Source organism: Sphingomonas sp. S2-65, assembly GCF_021513175.1.
Lineage (GTDB): Bacteria > Pseudomonadota > Alphaproteobacteria > Sphingomonadales > Sphingomonadaceae > Sphingomonas.
Genome location: NZ_CP090953.1, coordinates 1,643,977 through 1,662,479 on the forward strand (window position 1 = coordinate 1,643,977; position 18,503 = coordinate 1,662,479).

General features: G+C 68.1%; 21 protein-coding genes and 1 tRNA gene. 14 read left to right on the forward strand and 8 right to left on the reverse strand.

All coding sequences use genetic code 11. The features are described from left to right. The 7 genes from LZ586_RS07760 (at nucleotide 1) to LZ586_RS07790 (ending at nucleotide 6,045) form a co-directional block, all read left to right on the forward strand. Complete coding sequence (locus LZ586_RS07760) at nucleotides 1–429, forward strand: DoxX family protein (RefSeq protein WP_235079285.1); 429 nt, start codon at nucleotides 1–3, stop codon at nucleotides 427–429. After that, nucleotides 422–1,774: an alginate export family protein gene (locus LZ586_RS07765; protein ID WP_235079287.1), complete on the forward strand. Its 1,353-nt coding sequence runs from the start codon at nucleotides 422–424 to the stop codon at nucleotides 1,772–1,774. Before LZ586_RS07760 ends, LZ586_RS07765 begins: the two co-directional genes overlap by 8 nt. 22 nt (nucleotides 1,775–1,796) lie before the next feature. Beyond that, the gene (locus LZ586_RS07770; RefSeq protein WP_235079288.1) at nucleotides 1,797–2,498 is read left to right on the forward strand and encodes a YoaK family protein; all 702 of its coding nucleotides are present in this window, start codon (nucleotides 1,797–1,799) and stop codon (nucleotides 2,496–2,498) included. A gap of 148 nt (nucleotides 2,499–2,646) precedes the next feature. Then, the gene (locus tag LZ586_RS07775; protein WP_235079290.1) at nucleotides 2,647–3,555 is read left to right on the forward strand and encodes an ABC transporter ATP-binding protein; all 909 of its coding nucleotides are present in this window, start codon (nucleotides 2,647–2,649) and stop codon (nucleotides 3,553–3,555) included. Then, nucleotides 3,555–4,307, forward strand: a complete 753-nt coding sequence (locus LZ586_RS07780) for an ABC transporter permease (protein WP_235079292.1) — start codon at nucleotides 3,555–3,557, stop codon at nucleotides 4,305–4,307. Before LZ586_RS07775 ends, LZ586_RS07780 begins: the two co-directional genes overlap by 1 nt. Before the next feature lie 32 nt (nucleotides 4,308–4,339). After that, complete coding sequence (locus LZ586_RS07785; RefSeq protein WP_235079294.1) at nucleotides 4,340–5,443, forward strand: sensor histidine kinase; 1,104 nt, start codon at nucleotides 4,340–4,342, stop codon at nucleotides 5,441–5,443. Beyond that, a complete protein-coding gene (locus LZ586_RS07790) occupies nucleotides 5,440–6,045 on the forward strand; it encodes a response regulator transcription factor (protein WP_235079295.1) in 606 nt (201 codons plus the stop codon). Before LZ586_RS07785 ends, LZ586_RS07790 begins: the two co-directional genes overlap by 4 nt. Nucleotides 6,046–6,168: 123 nt before the next feature. Here the strand turns inward: LZ586_RS07790 and LZ586_RS07795 are convergent. Further along, a tRNA-Pro gene (locus LZ586_RS07795) sits at nucleotides 6,169–6,245 on the reverse strand. A gap of 140 nt (nucleotides 6,246–6,385) precedes the next feature. Here LZ586_RS07795 and yajC point away from each other — a divergent pair. The 5 genes from yajC (at nucleotide 6,386) to LZ586_RS07820 (ending at nucleotide 11,852) form a co-directional block, all read left to right on the forward strand. Continuing rightward, nucleotides 6,386–6,727: a preprotein translocase subunit YajC gene (gene yajC, locus LZ586_RS07800; RefSeq protein ID WP_235079297.1), complete on the forward strand. Its 342-nt coding sequence runs from the start codon at nucleotides 6,386–6,388 to the stop codon at nucleotides 6,725–6,727. After that, nucleotides 6,727–8,319: a protein translocase subunit SecD gene (secD, locus tag LZ586_RS07805; RefSeq protein WP_235079299.1), complete on the forward strand. Its 1,593-nt coding sequence runs from the start codon at nucleotides 6,727–6,729 to the stop codon at nucleotides 8,317–8,319. Before yajC ends, secD begins: the two co-directional genes overlap by 1 nt. 14 nt (nucleotides 8,320–8,333) lie before the next feature. Further along, entirely contained in the window at nucleotides 8,334–9,299 is a 966-nt protein-coding gene (secF, locus tag LZ586_RS07810) for a protein translocase subunit SecF (RefSeq protein WP_235079300.1), read from the forward strand. Further along, a complete protein-coding gene (locus LZ586_RS07815) occupies nucleotides 9,296–9,667 on the forward strand; it encodes an Mth938-like domain-containing protein (RefSeq protein WP_235079301.1) in 372 nt (123 codons plus the stop codon). Before secF ends, LZ586_RS07815 begins: the two co-directional genes overlap by 4 nt. Nucleotides 9,668–9,737: 70 nt before the next feature. Then, complete coding sequence (locus LZ586_RS07820; RefSeq protein WP_235079302.1) at nucleotides 9,738–11,852, forward strand: S9 family peptidase; 2,115 nt, start codon at nucleotides 9,738–9,740, stop codon at nucleotides 11,850–11,852. Nucleotides 11,853–11,996: 144 nt separating this feature from the next. Here LZ586_RS07820 and LZ586_RS07825 read toward each other — a convergent pair whose 3' ends face one another. The 7 genes from LZ586_RS07825 to LZ586_RS07855 form a co-directional block, all read right to left on the reverse strand. Then, nucleotides 11,997–12,392 carry a hypothetical protein gene (locus LZ586_RS07825; RefSeq protein WP_235079303.1) on the reverse strand — a complete coding sequence of 132 codons (396 nt, stop codon included), beginning with the start codon at nucleotides 12,390–12,392 and terminating at the stop codon, nucleotides 11,997–11,999. 15 nt (nucleotides 12,393–12,407) lie between these two features. After that, the gene (locus LZ586_RS07830) at nucleotides 12,408–12,812 is read right to left on the reverse strand and encodes a hypothetical protein (protein ID WP_235079304.1); all 405 of its coding nucleotides are present in this window, start codon (nucleotides 12,810–12,812) and stop codon (nucleotides 12,408–12,410) included. A 40-nt stretch (nucleotides 12,813–12,852) separates the two neighbouring features. Continuing rightward, the gene (gene gloB / locus LZ586_RS07835) at nucleotides 12,853–13,581 is read right to left on the reverse strand and encodes a hydroxyacylglutathione hydrolase (RefSeq protein WP_235079307.1); all 729 of its coding nucleotides are present in this window, start codon (nucleotides 13,579–13,581) and stop codon (nucleotides 12,853–12,855) included. A gap of 1 nt (nucleotide 13,582) precedes the next feature. After that, nucleotides 13,583–14,038, reverse strand: a complete 456-nt coding sequence (locus tag LZ586_RS07840; RefSeq protein ID WP_235079308.1) for a VOC family protein — start codon at nucleotides 14,036–14,038, stop codon at nucleotides 13,583–13,585. A 263-nt stretch (nucleotides 14,039–14,301) separates the two neighbouring features. Beyond that, nucleotides 14,302–15,033, reverse strand: a complete 732-nt coding sequence (locus tag LZ586_RS07845) for a hypothetical protein (RefSeq protein WP_235079310.1) — start codon at nucleotides 15,031–15,033, stop codon at nucleotides 14,302–14,304. Further along, nucleotides 15,015–15,761 carry an alpha/beta hydrolase gene (locus LZ586_RS07850; protein ID WP_235079312.1) on the reverse strand — a complete coding sequence of 249 codons (747 nt, stop codon included), beginning with the start codon at nucleotides 15,759–15,761 and terminating at the stop codon, nucleotides 15,015–15,017. The genes LZ586_RS07845 and LZ586_RS07850 overlap by 19 nt, the downstream gene beginning before the upstream one ends. A gap of 166 nt (nucleotides 15,762–15,927) precedes the next feature. Beyond that, nucleotides 15,928–16,818, reverse strand: coding sequence for a neutral zinc metallopeptidase (locus LZ586_RS07855; RefSeq protein WP_235079313.1), 891 nt, complete (start codon nucleotides 16,816–16,818; stop codon nucleotides 15,928–15,930). Nucleotides 16,819–16,925: 107 nt separating this feature from the next. On the opposite strand from LZ586_RS07855, the gene LZ586_RS07860 reads away from it, so the two are divergent. After that, nucleotides 16,926–17,711 (forward strand): 3-hydroxybutyrate dehydrogenase, encoded by a 786-nt coding sequence (locus LZ586_RS07860; RefSeq protein WP_235079314.1) that lies wholly within the window; start codon nucleotides 16,926–16,928, stop codon nucleotides 17,709–17,711. Next, nucleotides 17,708–18,358, forward strand: coding sequence for a DUF4893 domain-containing protein (locus LZ586_RS07865; protein ID WP_235079315.1), 651 nt, complete (start codon nucleotides 17,708–17,710; stop codon nucleotides 18,356–18,358). Before LZ586_RS07860 ends, LZ586_RS07865 begins: the two co-directional genes overlap by 4 nt. The last annotated feature ends 145 nt before the right edge of the window (nucleotides 18,359–18,503 follow it).

Genomic DNA, 18,503 nt, shown 5'->3' on the forward strand with positions numbered 1-18,503 from the left:
ATGCGGGGAACCGGCACGCCACGCTTCGTCGACGCCGTGCTCGACTGGCGCCCGATCTGGTTTCTCGCCAGGCTCGCGCTGGTCGGCGCGTATCTTCTCGGCGGGCTGGTCAAGCTCAGTGACTGGCCGGCCGCGGTCGCCGAACAGGCGCATTTCGGGATGAACCCGCCCGCGCTGTGGTCGGGGCTCACCATCGCAGTCGAGCTGATCGGGCCGGCGCTGATCCTGTGGGGCCGCTTCGTCTGGCTGGGCGCGGGCATGCTCGGCGTGTTCACGCTGCTCGCCGCCTGCGTCGCCAACGCCTTCTGGGCGATGCCCGCCGGGCACGAGCGCTTCATGGCGACCAACAGCTTCTTCGAGCATGTCGGCCTGATCGGCGGCTTCGTGCTGGCGGCCCTGGTCGCTCGGATGGAGCAGCGGCGTGCGTAAGGCGCTGCTGCTGGGCTTCCTGGTCGCCGGCCCCGCGGCCGCGCAGACTCGCGAAGCCTGGCAGCCGCCGGTCCTGTCGATCACCCGCTATGACGAGGATTGGTCCAACCTCGCCGATGCCGAAAGGCGGGAGCATCACTGGACCGGCCCGCTCAAATACATCCCGCTCGGCGACGGCGGCGCCTATCTGACCACCGGCGTGGAAGTGCGGCTGCGCGAAGAGGCGTATCGCAACAATCTGTGGGCCGATGGCCCGGCGCCCGACGATGCCTATCTATGGGCGCGCGCACTGCCTTATGCCGATCTGCATGTCGGCAGAGTCCGCGCCTTCGTCCAGCCGATGGCGGCCTTTGCCGCGGGCGTACGGCCCGCGGCGGGTCCGGCCGATCAGACCCGCATCGACCTGCTGCAGGGCTTTGCCGACGTGACGCTGGGTCCGGTTACGCTGCGCGGCGGCCGGCAGATGCTCTCGCTGGGCAGCGAGCGGCTGATCGGCACTCGCTATGGCCCCAACGTCCCGCTGGCGTTCGATGGCGTCCGCGGCATCCTGCACCATGGCCAGGCGAGCCTCAGCCTGTTGGCAATGCGCCCGGTGTCGCCCGGTCTGGACGATTTGGACGATCGCAGCTCGCCGACTAAGGCATTGTGGGGCGCCTATGGCAGCGTCCCCGGCCTCGATTTCTATTACCTGGCCTATCGCAATCGCGCGGCGCGCTTCGGCGGACGGAGCGGGCATGAACTTCGCCACAGCCTGGGTCTGCGCTGGTATGGCAGCGCGGAAGGCTGGCACTGGAACATCGAGGGGGTCGCCCAATTCGGGCGCTTCTCCGACCAGCGGATCGGCGCCTGGACGCTCGGCACCGAAGTCGGCCACCGCTTCGCGAACGCGCCGCTGAGGCCCGACGCGACGCTGCGCTTCAACATGGTTAGCGGCGACAAGCATCTGGGCGACGCCCGGCTGGGCACGTTCAACGCGCTGTTCCCCAAGGGCAAGTATTTCGGCGAGCTGTCGCCCGTCGGCCCGGCCAATATCGTCAGCCTCAATCCCAGCGTGGCCTTGGCGCTGAGCGACACGGTGTCGGCCAGCGTCGCCGGCATGGCCTATTGGCGCTATTCGCGCGCCGACGGCGTCTACGACATTCCGGGCAACCTGATCCGCGCGCCCGGCGGCGCGCGCAGCCGCTTCATCGGCAAGGAGGCCGAGATGACGCTGGCCTGGCAGGCGACGCCCGAGCTCGAGCTTTCCACCTCGCTGTCCGCTTTCCAGGCCGGCAGCTTTCTGCGCGAGACCGGACCGGCAAAGACCATCGCTATGCTCGGCCTCGAAAGCAATTTCCGTTTCTAGACCGCCTTCCAAGGAGCCCGTCATGGCCACGTCCCCCGCCCCTCGCTCGTCGCTGCCCGGCCTGCTGCTGTTCCTGTCCGCGACCACCGGCCTGGTGGATGCCGCCAGCGTGCTGGGGCTAGGCAAGGTGTTCACCGCCAACATGACCGGCAACATCGTCTTCCTGGGCTTTGCCGCCGTCGGTACGCCCGGCTTCAAGGTGGCGCCGTTCGTGGTGGCGATCGCCGCCTTCATGCTTGGCGCGCTGATCGCCGGCCGCGTCGGTACCGCGCATGCCAGCCTGCCGCTGCGCCACTGGCTGATCCGCGCCGCTATCGTCGAGACCGTGTTGCTGTGGATCGCCGCGGGAATCGCGCTGGTGCTGCACGTGCCGAGCCAGGACCCGCAATGGGCGGTGTTCGCGATCATCGCACTGACGGCGGTCGCAATGGGCTTCCGCAACGCCACGGTCCGCCAGCTCAAGGTGCCGGACCTCACGACCACCGTGCTGACGCTCACCGTGACCGGCATCGCCGCCGATTCCAAGCTGGCCGGCGGCGCCGGCGCCAATCTGGGCCGCCGGATCGGTGCCATCGTGTCGATCTTCGCCGGGGCGGCAGTGGGCGCGGTGCTCGTGATGCATAGTGGCCTGGCCGCACCGCTGGCATTGGCCGGGCTGATGGTGTTGGTCGGTACGCTTGTCTGCGCACGCCATCCCAGCGCCGCCCTCCCGCGCACCGCCTGACGCAGAGCGGCGGCAGCGCGCTTCATACCGCCGGTGCCACGGACGTGAGCACCAAGCGACAGTGACATTTGTCACGCGCTGCGCATGACGACCTACACTGGTTCGAGGACCGTCTCCGGCTGATGCTGACGCAGCAAAGGAGCGAGGGATGGTGGAAAACAGTATAGAAGCGGTCGGCAGGCTCGGCGGCATATCGAAAACGTTCGGAAGCCGGCTCGTACTCGACAACATCGCGCTGGAGATACGCCGCGGCGAAGTCACCGCGCTGCTGGGCCCGAACGGCGCGGGGAAGACGACCCTGGTGGGCATGCTGACCGGAAGGCTCGCGCCCGACCACGGCCATGTAGCGCTGTTCGGCCTCGATCCCGCACGTCCCGCGGCGCGGGCGCGCATGGGCGTCATGCTCCAGAGCGCCGGCCTTCCCGACGTGCTCACCGTGCGGGAGCTGGTGGCGCTGCAATCGGGCTATTACCGCAATCCGCGACAGGTCGCCGCGACTATCACCCTCGCCGGACTTGACGGCCTGGAGGCGCGGCCGGCCGGAAAGCTTTCCGGCGGGCAGCAGCGGCGGCTTTTGTACGCGCTCGCGATCTGCGGCCAGCCCGACCTGCTCGTGCTCGACGAACCCACCACAGGGCTGGATCACGAGGCGCGGCGGCGGCTGTGGACCACCGTGCGCGCCGATGCCGACGCGGGCGCCGCGATCCTGCTGACCACCCATTATCTCGAAGAAGCCGATGCCCTGGCCGATCGCATCGTCGTGATCGACGGCGGAAGGATCATCGCGGACGATACGCCGTCGTGGATCAAGGCACAGGTGGCCGGATCGACGATCCGCTGCCGCACCGCGCTGCCCGACGCCACGCTGCTGTCGCTGCCGGGGATCCGGTCGGTCGCCCGTAACGGCGCGGCAACCACGCTGCTGGCCACCGACGGCGCAGCCTCGGCCCGGGCGCTGCTCGGCGCCGATTCCGCGCTGTCGGACCTGACGATCACCGCCGCGTCGCTCGAGGACGCACTGGCAAATCTCCCCACAGACACGCGAAAGGCCGCTTGATGGAAACCGCACTCGCCAGTCCGCTCGGTGTGTTCGGGCGCGAAAGCGTCGCCGAACTCCGCAAAAGCCTGCGGCTCCCGCAATTCGCCTTGCCGACGATCATAACCCCGGCGATGTTTTACGGGCTGTTCGCAATCGCGCTCAACAAGGGCGGACCCGCCGCCGCGGCCTATTCGCTCGCGACCTTCGGCGTGTTCGCCGCCACTGGCCCGGCGCTGTTCGGCTTCGGTGCAGGGGTCGCGGTGGAACGCGAAAGCGGGTTGATCGAGCTCAAGCGCGTCTCCCCGCTCCCCGCGGGCGCCTATGTCTTCGCCAAACTGGTGTCGGCCGGAGCAATGGCGGCCATGGCGCTGGTGCTGATCTACGCACTTGCGCTCTTCGGCGGCGTCCGGCTCCCGCCCGAACAATGGGCCCTGCTGGTTCTCGTCCATCTGCTGGCAGTGGTGCCGTTCGCGCTGTTCGGGTTCGCGATCGGCATGCGCATGGGCTCAAAGGGTGCGATCGCGGCGGCGAACGCCTTGTATCTCGGCTTCGCGATCCTCGGCGGATTGTGGATGCCAATCTTCCTGCTCCCCGCCTGGATGCAGCATCTCGCCTGGATCACGCCATCCTTTCACCTCGGCCAGCTCGCACTCGCGGCAACCGGCGTTCCTTCGCAGGCGGCGATCCTCCTGCACCTGGCGACGCTGATCCTCATCACCGCGGCAGCGGGCTGGCTCGCGGTCCGCGGATGGCGGCGCAGCCCGGCTTGACCATCGCCCGGCCCCAGGCGAGCATGACCTGCATGCAGTTCCCCACGGCACCGACGGCCACGGGCCAGCATTGGTACCAGCGGATCGCCGATGTCCGCAGTCCATGGATCTGGCTGGCCTATCTTCCCTTGTTCGGGGCGACATGGTTCGGCCATCCGCCAGGCGTGCGCGATCTCATCGTCTCGGCGGTCGGGCTGCTGATCTTCCTCGCCCTCTATGTCTATGCGGCGCGGGCGCCGGCCCGGCGGGCGCTATCGGCATCCATTCTGATCATGGCGCTTGCCTTCGCCATGATCCCGTTCGGCGGCAATTGGACCGTGCTCGCGGTGTACGCCTGCTCGACGGCAGCCGAGCGCCGCCCGGCACGCGCGGCGGTCCAGCTCGTCGGGATCCTGGTCCTCGTATCGGTCGCCGCCACGATCCTCGCGCGGCTGCCTTGGTACGCCGTCGCGATGCTCGCCTTGTTCGAGTTGATGGTCGTGTACGGCAAGATGGCAGGCATGGCGCTGGGCGAGAAGCACGGCGCACTGCTGCGCGCGCAGGAGGAAGTTCGGCTCCTCGCGCGAGAGGCCGAACGCGAGCGGATCGCGCGCGACCTCCACGACGTGCTGGGGCGGACGCTGACGCTCATCGCCCTCAAATCGGATCTCGCGGCGCGGCTCGCCGCGTCCGATCCGGCGGCGGCGGAGCACGAGATCCGCGACGTGGCCGAAGCCGCGCGCGGCGCCCTAGCGGAGGTTCGCGCCACCGTCGCCGGCATGAACCACGCCGGGCTGGGACGCGAGATCGAAGCGTCCCGCGATGCCCTGGCGACCGCCGGCATCGCCTGCGACGTCGATGGCGAGGATCTGGCGATATCCGCCGAGGACGGCGCAGTGCTGGCGATGGCGCTGCGCGAGGCCGTGACCAACGTGATCCGCCACGCGGCGGCTACGCGCTGCACGATCCTGCTGGAGCAGGAGGACGGTGCCGCGCGCCTGACCGTCTCCGACAATGGCCGCGGCGGCGATTTCCGCGAGGGCTCCGGGCTGCGCGGCATGCGCGCACGCCTGTCCGCATCGGGCGGGCGCCTGCGGGTCGATGTGAGCGACCGCGGAACCCAGGTGACGGCGGCGGTCCCGGCGGTGGCGGCATGATCCGCATCGTCATCGCCGAAGATCAGGGTCTGGTGCTCGGCGCGCTTGCATCGCTGCTCACCCTGGAACCCGACATCGAAGTCGTGGCGCGTGCGCCCGATGGCCTGGTGGCACTGGAGGCGGTGCGGACGCTCCGCCCCGACCTGCTGCTGTCGGACATCGAAATGCCCGGCCTGACCGGGCTCGAAGTGGCCGCGCGACTGGCGCAGGAGCGTTCGCCCACGCGCGTGCTGATCGTCACGACCTTCGGACGCGCGGGTTATCTGCGCCGCGCGGTCGAGGCCGGGGTTTGCGGCTATCTGTTGAAGGACAGCCCGGCGGATCGCCTGGCCGACGCGATTCGCCGAGTCGCGAGCGGCGGACGGGTCATCGATCCGGACCTCGCGGCCACCGCCGCCTTCGCGCCGCCCGATCCGCTCACCGACCGCGAGCGCGCGGTGTTGCGGCTCGCGCAGGACGGACGTTCCAACAAGGAGATCGGCCGCGCGCTCGAACTGTCCCCCGGCACGGTGCGGAATTACCTGTCCGAAGCCGCCGCCAAGCTCGGCGCTTCCAACCGCATCGAGGCCGGCCGCATCGCGCGGAACCATGGCTGGCTGTAACGCCGATTGCCGCGCGCGCACCCGTTGGCCCGAGCGAATCGGCGACTGGCGACAAGAGGCAAGCCGCGCCGCCGAGGCAGGTTCCGCCGCAGCGGAGCGCTTTGATTAAGGCATTGAAGTTCTTGGTCGGGGCGACAGGATTCGAACCTGCGACCCCCACACCCCCAGTGTGATGCGCTACCAGGCTGCGCTACGCCCCGACCGAGGGAGCGCCCTCTATGCCCCTTCGCCGCGCGATGCAAGCGCCCGTGACAATAGTTGCGCAGGGCCGAGACGCATGTTAGCGCCCGCGGCTTCAACGGGGGCGATTTTCGCTCCCCCTTTTTGGCATCCGGAAACCATGTTCGTCACCCCAGCATATGCACAGACCGCAGGCGCGGCAGCCCAGGGCGGCGGCACCGCCGGCGCGATCGTGTCGCTCCTGCCGCTCGTCCTCATCTTCGTCGTCTTCTATTTCCTGATGATCCGCCCGCAGCAGAAGCGGATGAAGTCGCTTCAGGACTCGATCGGCGCCGTCAAGAAGGGCGACACCGTCGTCACTGGCGGCGGCCTGATCGGCAAGGTGACCAAGGTCGATGAGACCGAAGTCGAAGTCGAGCTGGCCCCCGGCATGAAGGTCCGCTCGCTCAAGGGCAGCATCGCCGAAGTTCGCCCGCTGGGCGGCAAGCCCGCGAACGACTGATGCTGGATTTTCCCCGCTGGAAAGTGCTGACCATTTCCGCCTTCCTGGCGATCATGGTCCTTCTCGCCGTGCCGAGCTTCGTGCCCAAGACGGTGCGCGACACCTGGCCCTCCTGGGTGCCCAAGCCCGCGATCAACCTGGGCCTCGATCTTGCCGGCGGCAGCTATCTGCTGCTCGAAGCCGATACCAAGGACGTCGCCCAGTCCCGCCTGGAGCAGATGCGTGAGCAGGTCCGCAGCGAAATGCGCCGCGATCCCCGCGTCGAAGTCGGCGACATCTCGATCCAGGGCGGCAAGCTGTCCTTCATGGTCCGCGATCCCGCAAAGGTCGATGCCGCGCGTGAGAAGCTGCTGCCGCTGACCACCGGCGTCGGCACCACCGGCCAGCGCGACTGGGAAATCGCCGTCGTCGATTCGACTCGCTTCGTGCTCACCCCCACCGGGGCCGGCGTGAACCAGGCGATCGAGACCGCGATGAACGACGCCCGCGAAGTGGTCGACCGCCGCATCAACGCGCTCGGCACGCTCGAGCCCACCGTGGTGCGCGAAGGTTCGAACCGCATCGTCGTCCAGGTCCCCGGCCTCCAGGACCCGACCGCGCTCAAGAACCTGCTCGGCAAGACCGCGAAGCTCGCTTTCCACCTGGTCGACACCAACGCCAACCCGGCCGACCTCGCCCGCGGTATCGCGCCCGCTGGTTCGATCGTGCTTCCTTATTCCGAGACCGGCAGCCCGATCGCCGTGCAGCGCACCGCGATGATCACCGGCGACATGCTGGTGAACGCCAGCCAGTCCTACGATCCGCAGTCGGGCGCTCCTGGCGTGACGCTGCAGCTTGACGGCGCCGGCTCGCGCCGCTTCGCCAAGGTGACGCAGGAAAACTCGGGCAAGCCGTTCGCGATCGTCGTCGACAATGTCGTGATCTCGGCTCCGCGTATCAACGAGCCGATCTTGGGCGGCAGCGCGGTCATCAACGGCGGCTTCACCGTCGAAAGCGCCAACCAGCTGGCGATCGCGCTGCGCTCGGGCAAGCTGCCCGTCGCGCTCAAGGTGGTGCAGGAATCGACCGTCAGCCCCGAACTCGGCGCCGACTCGATCAAGGCCGGCATCACCGCATCGGTGATCGCCATCGTCGCGGTCATCGCCTTCATGGTGCTGACCTATGGCCGCTTCGGCATCTACGCGACCTTCGCGGTCACGCTGAACGTGCTGGTGATCCTGGCGGTCATGGGCATGCTCACCGCCACGCTGACCCTGCCCGGCATCGCCGGCTTCGTGCTGACCATCGGTACCGCCGTCGACGCCAACGTGCTGATCAACGAGCGCATCCGTGAGGAGCGCCGGCGCGGGCGGAGCGTTACCCAGTCGGTGGAGCTCGGCTACAAGGAAGCCAGCCGGACGATCTTCGAGGCGAACGTGACTCACGCCATTGCCGGCGTGATCATGCTGATCCTGGGTTCGGGCCCGGTCCGCGGCTTCGCGGTGGTGCTGCTGATCGGTATCGCCAGCTCGGTGTTCACGGCGGTGGTCTTCACCCGCATGCTTGTTTCGCTCTGGATCCGGCGCAACCGGCCCAGCGAAATCCACATTTAAGGAACGCGACAGTCATGCGGCTCCTCAAGCTCATCCCGGACAACACGAACATCGGGTTCGTGCGCATCCGCCACATCGCGTTCGCGGTCACTCTGCTGCTTACCATCGCCGCAGTGGCGATCGTGGGCATCCGTGGCCTCAACATGGGCGTCGACTTCGTCGGCGGCGTCTCGATCGAAGAAAAGTTCGCGACCACGCCGCACCTCGATGAGGTGCGCTCGACGGTGAACCGGCTCGGCCTCGGCGAAGCCACGCTCCAGCAGCTCGGCGGCAAGAACACCGTGACGATCCGCATGCCGCTGCCCGAATCGAACGATCCCGGCGCGGTCGACCAGATGGTCGAGCGGGTGAAGACCGAACTGGCGAGCAAGTTCCCCGGCGCGACCTTCTCCAACTACTCCACCGTGTCGGGCAAGGTGTCGGACGAGCTGATCCGCAACGGCGTGCTGGCAGTGGTGCTCGCGATCGTCGGCATCGCGATCTTCTCGTGGCTGCGCTACGAATGGCAGTTCGGCGTGTCGACGGCGGTGGCTATCCTGCACGACGTGCTGATGACGCTGGGCTTCTTCGCGCTCACCTGGATGGTGTTCGATCTCAACATCGTCGCGGCGGTGCTGACGATCATCGGCTACTCGATCAACGACAAGATGGTGATCGACGACCGCATTCGAGAGAATATGCGCAAGTACCGCAAGATGGGCATGGCCGAGCTGATCGACCTCTCGGTCAACGAAACGCTGCCGCGCACCGTCATGACCTCGCTCACCATCCTGCTCGCGCTCGGTTCGCTGCTGCTGTTCGGCGGCCATGTGCTGCGCAGCTTCACCGCCGCGATGATGCTCGGCGTGATCGTCGGCACCTACTCGTCGATCTACGTTTCCTCCTCGCTGCTGATCACCCTCGGCCTCAAGCCGGGTCCGCGCGAAGAAAAGTCCAGCGTCGCGTCGAACGCCGAGCGCGTCGGACCGCGCGAAGGATGAAGATGGAACGCCGCAGCGCCGATGGGCCGGTGATCTCCGGCTTTTCGGGGCGCGGGTTCCGCGTCGACGAAAATGTCTATGAAGGGCTGCTCATCAGCCCGCAGCGCGCCGATGGCTGGTCGCCGCCCGCGATCGCCGACCTGACCGAGGCGGACCTCGCCCCGGTACTAGCGCTCGACCCCCAGCCCGAGTTCATCCTGCTCGGCACCGGCGAGCGGCTCGTCCGTCCCCCGCTCGCCCTCACCAAGGCGCTTTCCGCGCGGGGTATCGGGCTGGAGATCATGGACAGCCGTGCCGCAGCCCGCGCCTGGGGCGTGCTGCGCGCCGAACTGCGCTGGGTAGCCGGCGCACTCTATCCGCTCGGCTGAGGCCCCTCCCCTTCACGGCCAAGCTTTGGCACAACCAGCTTTTGTTGCGAATCGCGACCGGGGGAACTCCATGACCAAACTGATCGCCGCGCTGGCGCTACTTTCGACCAGCGCGCCGCCCGCGCTGGCGCAGACCGCGCCCAAGCCGCCGGTCGCCGCCGCCAAGCCCCATCCGGTCAAGGCCCCGTTCGGCGCCACGCGCAACGACGAATATTACTGGCTGCGCGACGACACGCGGAAGAACCCGGAGATGCTGGCGTATCTCCATGCCGAGAACGCCTATGCCGACGCACTGCTCGCGGGCGAAAAGCCGATGGCCGAGTCGCTTTTCCGCGAGACGGTCGGCCGCATCAAGCAGGACGACAGCTCGGTTCCGTTCCTGCGCCGCGGCTATTACTATTATACCCGCTTCGCCAGCGGCGCCGACTATCCGCTGTTCGCCCGCCGCAAGGGCAGCATGACCAGCCCCGAGGAAGTGCTGCTCGACCAGCCGGCCATGGCCAGGGGCCACAGCTTCTTCTCGGCCTCGGGCATGCGGGTCAGCCCGGACAACCGCCTGCTGGCTTATGGCGAGGATGTCGTCGGCCGCCGCCAGTACGTGCTCAAGATCAAGGACCTGGCGACCGGCCAGACCCTGGCCGACACGATCCCCAATGTGGAATCGGGCTTTGCCTGGGCCGCCGACAACAAGACCATCCTGTATGTCGAGAAGGATCCGGTCACCCTGCTCGGCAAGCGCGTGAAGGCGCATGTCCTCGGCACCCCGGTCGCGTCCGACACCCTCGTCTATGAGGAGAAGGACGAGACCTTCTACATGAGCATCGGCACGACTTCGTCCGAACGCTATCTCTGCATCTACCTGCACAGCACCGCCAGCGACGAGCAGCGCTGCGCGCCGGCCAGCGACCCCACCGCGTTTCAGGTGATCGCCCCGCGCGAGCGCGAATTCCTCTACCAGGCCGATCATCTCGGCGATCGCTGGATCATCCGCACCAATTGGCAGGCGCCCAACTACCGGCTGATGACCGTGGGCGACGCCCATAGCGGGCACGGACGCGCGATGTGGCGCGACGTGGTCGCCACCAGCGACAAGGTCTTCATCGAGGCATTCCAGCCCTTCAACGGCTTCCTCGCCATCGAAGAGCGGGCCGGCGGCAACAAGCGCGTGCGGGTGCTGACCTCCGACGGCAAGAGCCGCGCCGTCGCCACCGACGAGCCCGCTTATTCGATGACGCTGGGCACCAACGAAGAGCCCGACAGCGACTGGCTGCGCTACACCTACGATTCGCTGGCCACTCCCACCACGACCTATGAGGTCAACTACAAGACCGGCGAGCGCCGCGTGCTCAAGGTCCAGCCGGTGCCGGGCTATGACGCGTCGAAATACGTCACCGAACGCGTGTGGGCGACGGCGCGTGACGGTACGAAGATCCCGGTCAGCCTGATCCACGCCCGCGACTTCAAGAAGGACGGCACCGCCGCGCTGTTCCAATATGCCTATGGCAGCTACGGCTATTCGTCCGATCCGTACTTCCAGCCCGCGCTGCCGAGCATGCTCGATCGCGGCATGGTCTATGCCATCGCCCATATCCGGGGCGGCCAGGAAATGGGGCGCGCCTGGTTCGATTCCGGCAAGGTGCTCAACAAGAAGAACAGCTTCACCGACTTCATCGACGTGACCCGCTACCTCGTCGCCAACGGCTATGCCGCGCGCAACCGCGTCGGTGCGATGGGCGGCAGCGCCGGCGGGCTGCTGATGGGCGGCATCGCCAACATGGCGCCCCGGGATTACAAGGTGATCGTCGCGCAAGTGCCCTTCGTCGACGTGGTCACCACTATGCTAGACACCTCGATCCCGCTCACCACCGGCGAGTTCGACGAATGGGGCAATCCGGCGAACAAGCAGTTCTACGACTATATGCTGAGCTATTCGCCCTACGATAACGTCGCGGCGCAGGCCTATCCGGCGATGTACGTCTCGACCGGCCTATGGGACAGCCAGGTGCAATATTACGAACCCACCAAATGGGTCGCCCGCCTGCGCGCCAGGAAGACCGACGCCAACCCTTTGGTCTACCGCATCAACATGGAAGCCGGACACGGCGGCAAGTCCGGCCGCTTCGAACGCTACCGCCAGCAGGCCGAATGGACCGCCTTCGTGATGGACCAGCTAGGGGTAAAGTGACCGCAAAATCCTCCCCGGCACGGGGAGGGGGACCACCAGCGTACGCTGGTGGTGGAGGGGGCTATCCGCGCGCTATTCGCCCGTGGCGCTCCCTCTCCGCCAGCTTCGCTGGTTCCCCTCCCCGTGCCGGGGAGGATTGGATGCCTATTTACGCTCGTACGGTACGAACTGCCCGAACCGGCAATATGGCCCCGGGATCGTCGTCCCGGGCTCGAGCACTCGGAACCGATCGTTGCGGCACAGCTGGCCGCCCTGCACTTCGACGATCATCGTGTTGTACGGCGTCAGCCGCGGGCACGCCGCGGCCAGGTCGTTGCGCCAGATCCGCCCGCCCTCGCGGTACAGCACAATATGCTCGTCGATGACCATCGGTCGCGTGCTCGTGCTGTTGGCGATGCAATTGGCCGGCGTGCCGGCGATTCGCCCATCCAGTTCGCGCGCAAGATCGGCGGCCGCTTCCGTGCGCTGCGACTCGCGCATCTCCGAACTCGATGTGCAGCCGGCCAGCGCCAGAGCACCCATCATCCACGCGGTCCGCATGCCAACCTCTCCTGCTTATTTCTGGCGAGTATAGGGCACGAACGGCCCCAGCGAACAGCTGCCGGTCAGCATGCCGCCGGTGCGTGCCCGCGTCCGGATCAGGTCGCCGGCGCAATAGTCGCCTCGGACCAGGCTCTCGGAAACGACGATGTCATCGCGCCCCAGCCCGGTGCAGCCTTCGCCGACCACATCGTTGCGCCAGGCGCGGTCGCGTCCGGCGACATAGACGATGACGTTGCGCGCGGTTCGCAGCTCGGACACCTTGTCGCGGCGCAGGCAGCGCTGCGGCGCCCCGGGCGTCAGCCCGGCAAGCGTCCGCTTGATCCGCGCCATCGACGCGTCCGGGCGGCGCTGCTCCGTCGCGGCGCCCGTCGACAGGGCAGTGAGCATCAAGGCGGCAGGCACGGCAAGACGGATCATTCGAACCTCGCTTCAGCCCCCGCCCGTCCGCTATAACCCTTCAGCCGCGAAAAGCATCCTTCGCCGCGCGGCGTGCCGCCAAGATTTCCGCAGTCTCCGCGCGCAGGAACGGGTTCGTCGCCAGTTCCAGCCCGATGCTGGTCGGCACCGTCGCCTCGCCCGCTGCGCGTGCCCGGTCCACGTCGGCCATCCGCTCGGCGATCGCCTGATTGTCCGGCTCGGCCACCCGCGCATAGCGCCCGTTCGACTGGGTATATTCGTGCGCGCAGTAGACCGTGGTTTCCGGCGGCAACTGCTTCAGCCTGGCCATGTTGCCGAACATCTGCTCGGCCGTGCCTTCGAACAGCCGCCCGCTGCCCATCGCGAACAGCGTGTCGCCGGTGAAGATCACGCGGTCCTCGGCGAAGTGAAAGGCGATGTGCCCGGCGGTATGCCCGGGCACTTCCAGCACGCTCGCGGCATGGTCGCCCAGCCGCACCACGTCGCCCTCGCCCACCAGCGTATCGGCGGTCGGGATCTTCGCGGCCTCGGCCGCCGGCGCGATCACGCGCGCGCCGGTAGCCGCCTTGACCTCGGCATTGCCGCCGGTGTGGTCGGGATGCCAATGCGTGTTCCAGATCGCCGAGATCGTCCACCCGCGCGCCTCGGCCGCGGCCAGCACCGGCGCCGCCTCGCCGGGGTCCACGACCATCGTCTCGTCCGAGACGGTGTCATGGACAAGCCAGACATAATTGTCGCTGAGCACCGGGATGCGGACGATCTCGAGCATCTTACCAGGTCCCGCTATTGGGCATCGACGCCCAGGGCTCGGCCGGCGGCAGCGCGGGTCCGTCCTGCAGCAACTCGATCGAAATGTCGTCGGGGGTCTTCACGAATGCCATGTTGCCGTCGCGCGGCGGGCGGTTGATCGTCACGCCGCCGTCCATCAGCCGCTGGCAAGTCGCGTAGATGTCGTCGACATAATAGGCCAAATGCCCGAAATTGCGCCCGCCGGTATAAACCTCGGGCGCGCTGCCGTCCTCGGCCGGCCAGTTATAGGTCAGCTCCACCTCGGCCTTCGCGCGCTCGCCCGGCGCGTTCATGTCGGCCTGCGTCGCCAGGAAGATCAGCGTGAACCGCCCCGCCCGGTTCTCCAGCCGCCGCACTTCCTGCAAGCCCAGCAGATTGAAGAAGCGGATCGTGGCGTCGGGATCGCTGACGCGGATCATGGTGTGGAGGTAGCGCATAGGAGCTCCGTGAAATGGGTGTGAGCCGGAGATAAGCACCCCGAAGCCAAGGGCAACCCAATCCCGCCCTGCGCCACCTCGCCGCGGGCGGACGGCTGAGATCCTAACCTGACCTCCTCCACCGTCATCCCGGCCTTGAGCCGGGATCCCGCTTCTTCTTCTCGCGGATCCTTCCATTCTCGCGGATCCTTCCAGCGGGACCCCGGCTCAAGGCCGGGGTGACGAAGAAGGACCAAAGCTGATCCCCCCCATTCAGGGGAGCCTCAACTCCCCGAAAACTGCGCCAACGCCTTGCGCGCCGCTTCGGCCACCGGGCCATCCTGGCCAAGCTCTACCGCGCGGCCCCAGGCCGCCCGTGCCCCCGCCTCGTCGCGCTCGGACGCGGCGATGTTGCCCGCCTCCAGCTGTACCGACGCATCGTTCCCCGCTCGCTTCAGCGCCTCGGCGATGTCCCGATGCGCGCGCGGCAGATCGCCCTGGCGCCGCGCCAGCGTCGCCGACAACAGCCAGCCGAGCGGATCGTCCCTCGCCTCGACCAGCGCCTTGTCGATGTCCTCGCGCGCGCTTTCCAGTTCGCCCGCCGTCACCTGCGCGCGTGCCCGGTCGAGATGCGCCTCGCCCAGCGCCAGCCCGCTCAGCGACCCTCCCGCCAGCGCCGCGTCCAGCGCACGCCGCGCCTTGGCCGCGTCGCCCGCCGCCAGCCAGGCATTGCCCGACTGCGCCCAGTAATTCGCCGCCCGCGCGTCCTTCGCCGCCTCGGCATCGCGCGCCGCCTCTTCGAACGCGCCCGCCGCCGCCGCCCATTTCTGCTGGTTGGTATAAGCGACACCCAGGCATTGCCGCGCCAGCATGCCGCCGCCGTCGATTCGCCAGCGCGACGCGTTCAGCACGCCGGCCGCCGGGTCGGCGCTCGCCAGATCCATGCACTCGGCATAGCGCGGCGGCTCCGCAGTGGCCGCGCCCGCGGCCTGCAGGCTCAGAAGGAGGAAGAACATAGCGCAAGCACATCCTGAACGGCACGAAGGATCAGCGCGATGTCGCCGTCGCGCGACAGTCGGTGATCGCCGTCCTTGACCAGCACCGTCTGCACCGCGTCTGAACGGATCAGCTTCGCCAGCGCCGGGGCCCGCTCCCATGGCACTTCGGCGTCGCGCTGGCCCTGAAGCAGCCGCACCGGACCGTCGAACGCGATCGGCCCGATCATCACGCGATTGGCCTCGCCCGACGCCCAAAAACCACGCGTCGTCACCGTCGGCGCGTCCGAATAGAGCGAAGGCTCCTCCAGCCGGCCGTCCTGCAGCATCCGCAGCTTCTGCGCCTCGCTGAAGCCCCAGTCGGTGAAGTCCGGCGCCGCGGCGATCCCGACCATCCCCTTGACCTGCTCGGCCCGCGCCTTGGCGACCAGCAGCATCACCCAGCCGCCCATCGAGGATCCGACTAGCACCACCGGCCCGCCCACGACTTCATCGATGATCCGCAGCGCGTCGTCGCGCCAATCGGCGAGCGTCTGGTCCTCAAACGCGCCTTCGCTCGCGCCGCACCCGGCATAGTCGAAGCGCAAAAACCCCCGCCCCGCGCCCCGCGCCCACTCCTCCAGCGCCAGCGCCTTGGTCCCGTTCATGTCCGACGCATAGCCGCACAGGAACACGATCGTGGGGCCTTCGCCGGGCGTGTGATGATAAGCGAGCGCGGGTCGGCCGGCAGTTTTGAGGAAGTCAGTCATAGCCAGGGGTGTAGCCGCCCACGGCCCAGCCTCCTACCCCCATCGCCCCCTTCCTCGTCATCCCGGCCTCGAGCCGGGATCCCGCTTCTTCTTCTGTCGGGCAAGGCAGCGGGACCCCGGCTCAAGGCCGGGGTGACGAAGCAGGAGGGGCCTCAGCCCTGCGCCCTTACCGCGCCGTCTCGAAGGTGTTGCACTGCGCCGGATCCCCCGTTTCCAGCCCGCGCCGCAGCCACTGCATGCGCTGTGCCGAGGTGCCGTGCGTGAAGCTGTCCGGCACCACCTGGCCCTGCGCCTGCTTCTGCAGCGTGTCGTCGCCGATCGCGTTCGCCGCGGTCATGCCTTCCTCGATGTCGCCGGGCTCCAGCCGGCTGCGGTTGCGCGCCGCCCACACCCCAGCGAAGCAGTCCGCCTGCAATTCCAGCTGCACCGACAGCCGGTTACCCTCGGTCTTCGACGCGCGTGCCTGAGCCTGCGACACTTCGCCCGACGTGCCGAGCAAGTCCTGGATATGGTGCCCCATCTCGTGCGCGATCACATAGATGCGGGCGAAGTCGCCCTTGGCGCCGAACCGGCTCTCCAGCTCGTTGAAGAACGCGGTGTCGAGGTACACGCCGTCGTCGCTCGGGCAATAAAAGGGGCCCACGGCGGACGTCGCCGCGCCGCAGCCGGTCTGCGCGCCGCCCTGGAAGAAGTTGATCGTCGCCGGCTTATATTGCTGCCCGGAGGCCTGGAAGATCTGCGCCCAGGTCTGGTCCGCGCTCGTCATCACCCGGCACGCCTCGAGCCGCTCGGGCGAGGCCTGGCACACCGCAGCGCCCGATCCGCCGCTGCGGCTGCCCTGCTGCGTCGTCGGCGCGCCGCCGCCGCCCAGCAATCCGCCGCCGCCGCTCATCGCCAGATAGATCAGCCCGATCACCAGCACGATGCCGATACCGCCGCACCCCATGCCGCGCCCGAGCAACAGCGGCAGGAAGCCGAGCAGCCCGAACCCGCCGCCTCCGCCGCCCGAACCCAGGTCGCGTGCGTTGTTGGTCGGATCCAGGTCGTCGAGCCGCATCGCAATCCCCTTTGTTGGCTGTCCGCAACAATGCCCGAGACGGCGAAGCGTTGCACAGTGCGCACCGATCGGCCTAGACCTTGCGCCACCACCACAAGCGGGGTCGCATGTTCCTCAAAGGCAAGTCCGCCGTCGTCACCGGCTCCACTTCGGGGATCGGCCTCGCTTATGCCCGCGCGCTGGCCGCCCAGGGCGTCAACGTGATGATCAACGGCTTCGGCGACACCGCCGTGATCGAGCAGGCACGGTCGGAATTGGAGTCGGCTGGCGGCGCCCGCGCGCTCTACGATCCCGCCGACATGACGCAGCCGGACCAGATCGCCGCGATGGTCGCGCGAGCCGAGGCTGAGTTCGGCGCGGTGGACATCGCGATCTCCAACGCCGGCATCCAGCATGTCGCTCCCATCGACGAGTTCCCGCTCGACAAGTGGGACGCGATCATCGCGATCAACCTCAGCTCGACCTTCCACCTGATGCGCGCCGTCCTCCCGGGCATGAAGCGCCGCGGCTGGGGCCGCATCCTCACCACCGCCAGCGCGCACAGCCTGGTCGCCAGCCCGAACAAGTCAGCCTATGTCGCCGCCAAGCACGGCATCGCCGGCCTGACCAAGACCGCCGCGCTCGAAGTCGCGCAGCATGGCATCACCGTGAACTGCATCTCGCCGGGCTATGTCTGGACGCCGCTGGTCGAGAACCAGATTCCCGACACGATGAACGCGCGCGGCCTCACCCGCGATCAGGTGATGAACGACGTGCTGCTCGCCGCCCAGCCGACCAAGCAGTTCGTGCTGCCGGAACAAGTCGCCGCGCTGGCGCTATTCCTGTGCAGCGACGAAGCCGCGGCGATCACCGGCGCCAATTATTCGATGGACGGCGGCTGGACGGCGGCATGAGGGGATATGCGATGCCAGGGGCGACCAAGTGGATGCTGTCTGCCGCGGCCTTGGGGCTCGGCCTCACCGGCTGCAGCGTGTACCGCGAGGCGACGTCGCCGCGCCTGCCCAGCGGCGTGCGCTGGCAAACCGTCGCGACCCCGAGCGATCGCGATCGCCTACGCCATTGGCGCCGCGCCTGGACCACCGCCATTCCCAAGGCGCGCGCCGCCGACGCCCGCGCCATCGCCGCCGAACCGCTGCTGTTCGATCCCGACCGCGCGCTCGCTGGCGCGCTGCCGCCGCAGGGCAGCTATCGCTGCCGCGCGTTCAAGCTCGGCGGCCAGGGCACCGCGATGCGCGACTTCACTGCCTATCCCTGGTTCGAGTGCCGGATCGCCGACGAAGGCGAAGTGAAGAGCCTCCACAAGGTCACCGGATCGCAGCGTCCCACCGGCCTCCTGTTCGCCGAAACCGACACCCGCGCGGTGTTCCTCGGCACGCTGGTGCTGGGCGACGAGACCTCGCCGCTGCGCTACGGCGTCGACGCCAACCGCGACATGATCGGCTATGTCGAGCGCATCGCCGACAAGCGCTGGCGGCTGGTGCTCCCTTATCCCAGGTTCGAGTCCCAGCTGGACGTCGTGGAGCTCGTCCCGGCTGGGTAAAGCGTTCGGCCCAAGTCCGCCGGACTAGATCATCGTCGTCACCCCGGGACGCGGGTAGAAGCGGCTTGCGCCGATCGCCATGCACTGCGCGGCACGGCTCAACCATTTGACTCCCCTCCCCGCCGCCGCAACACTCGCGGCAACA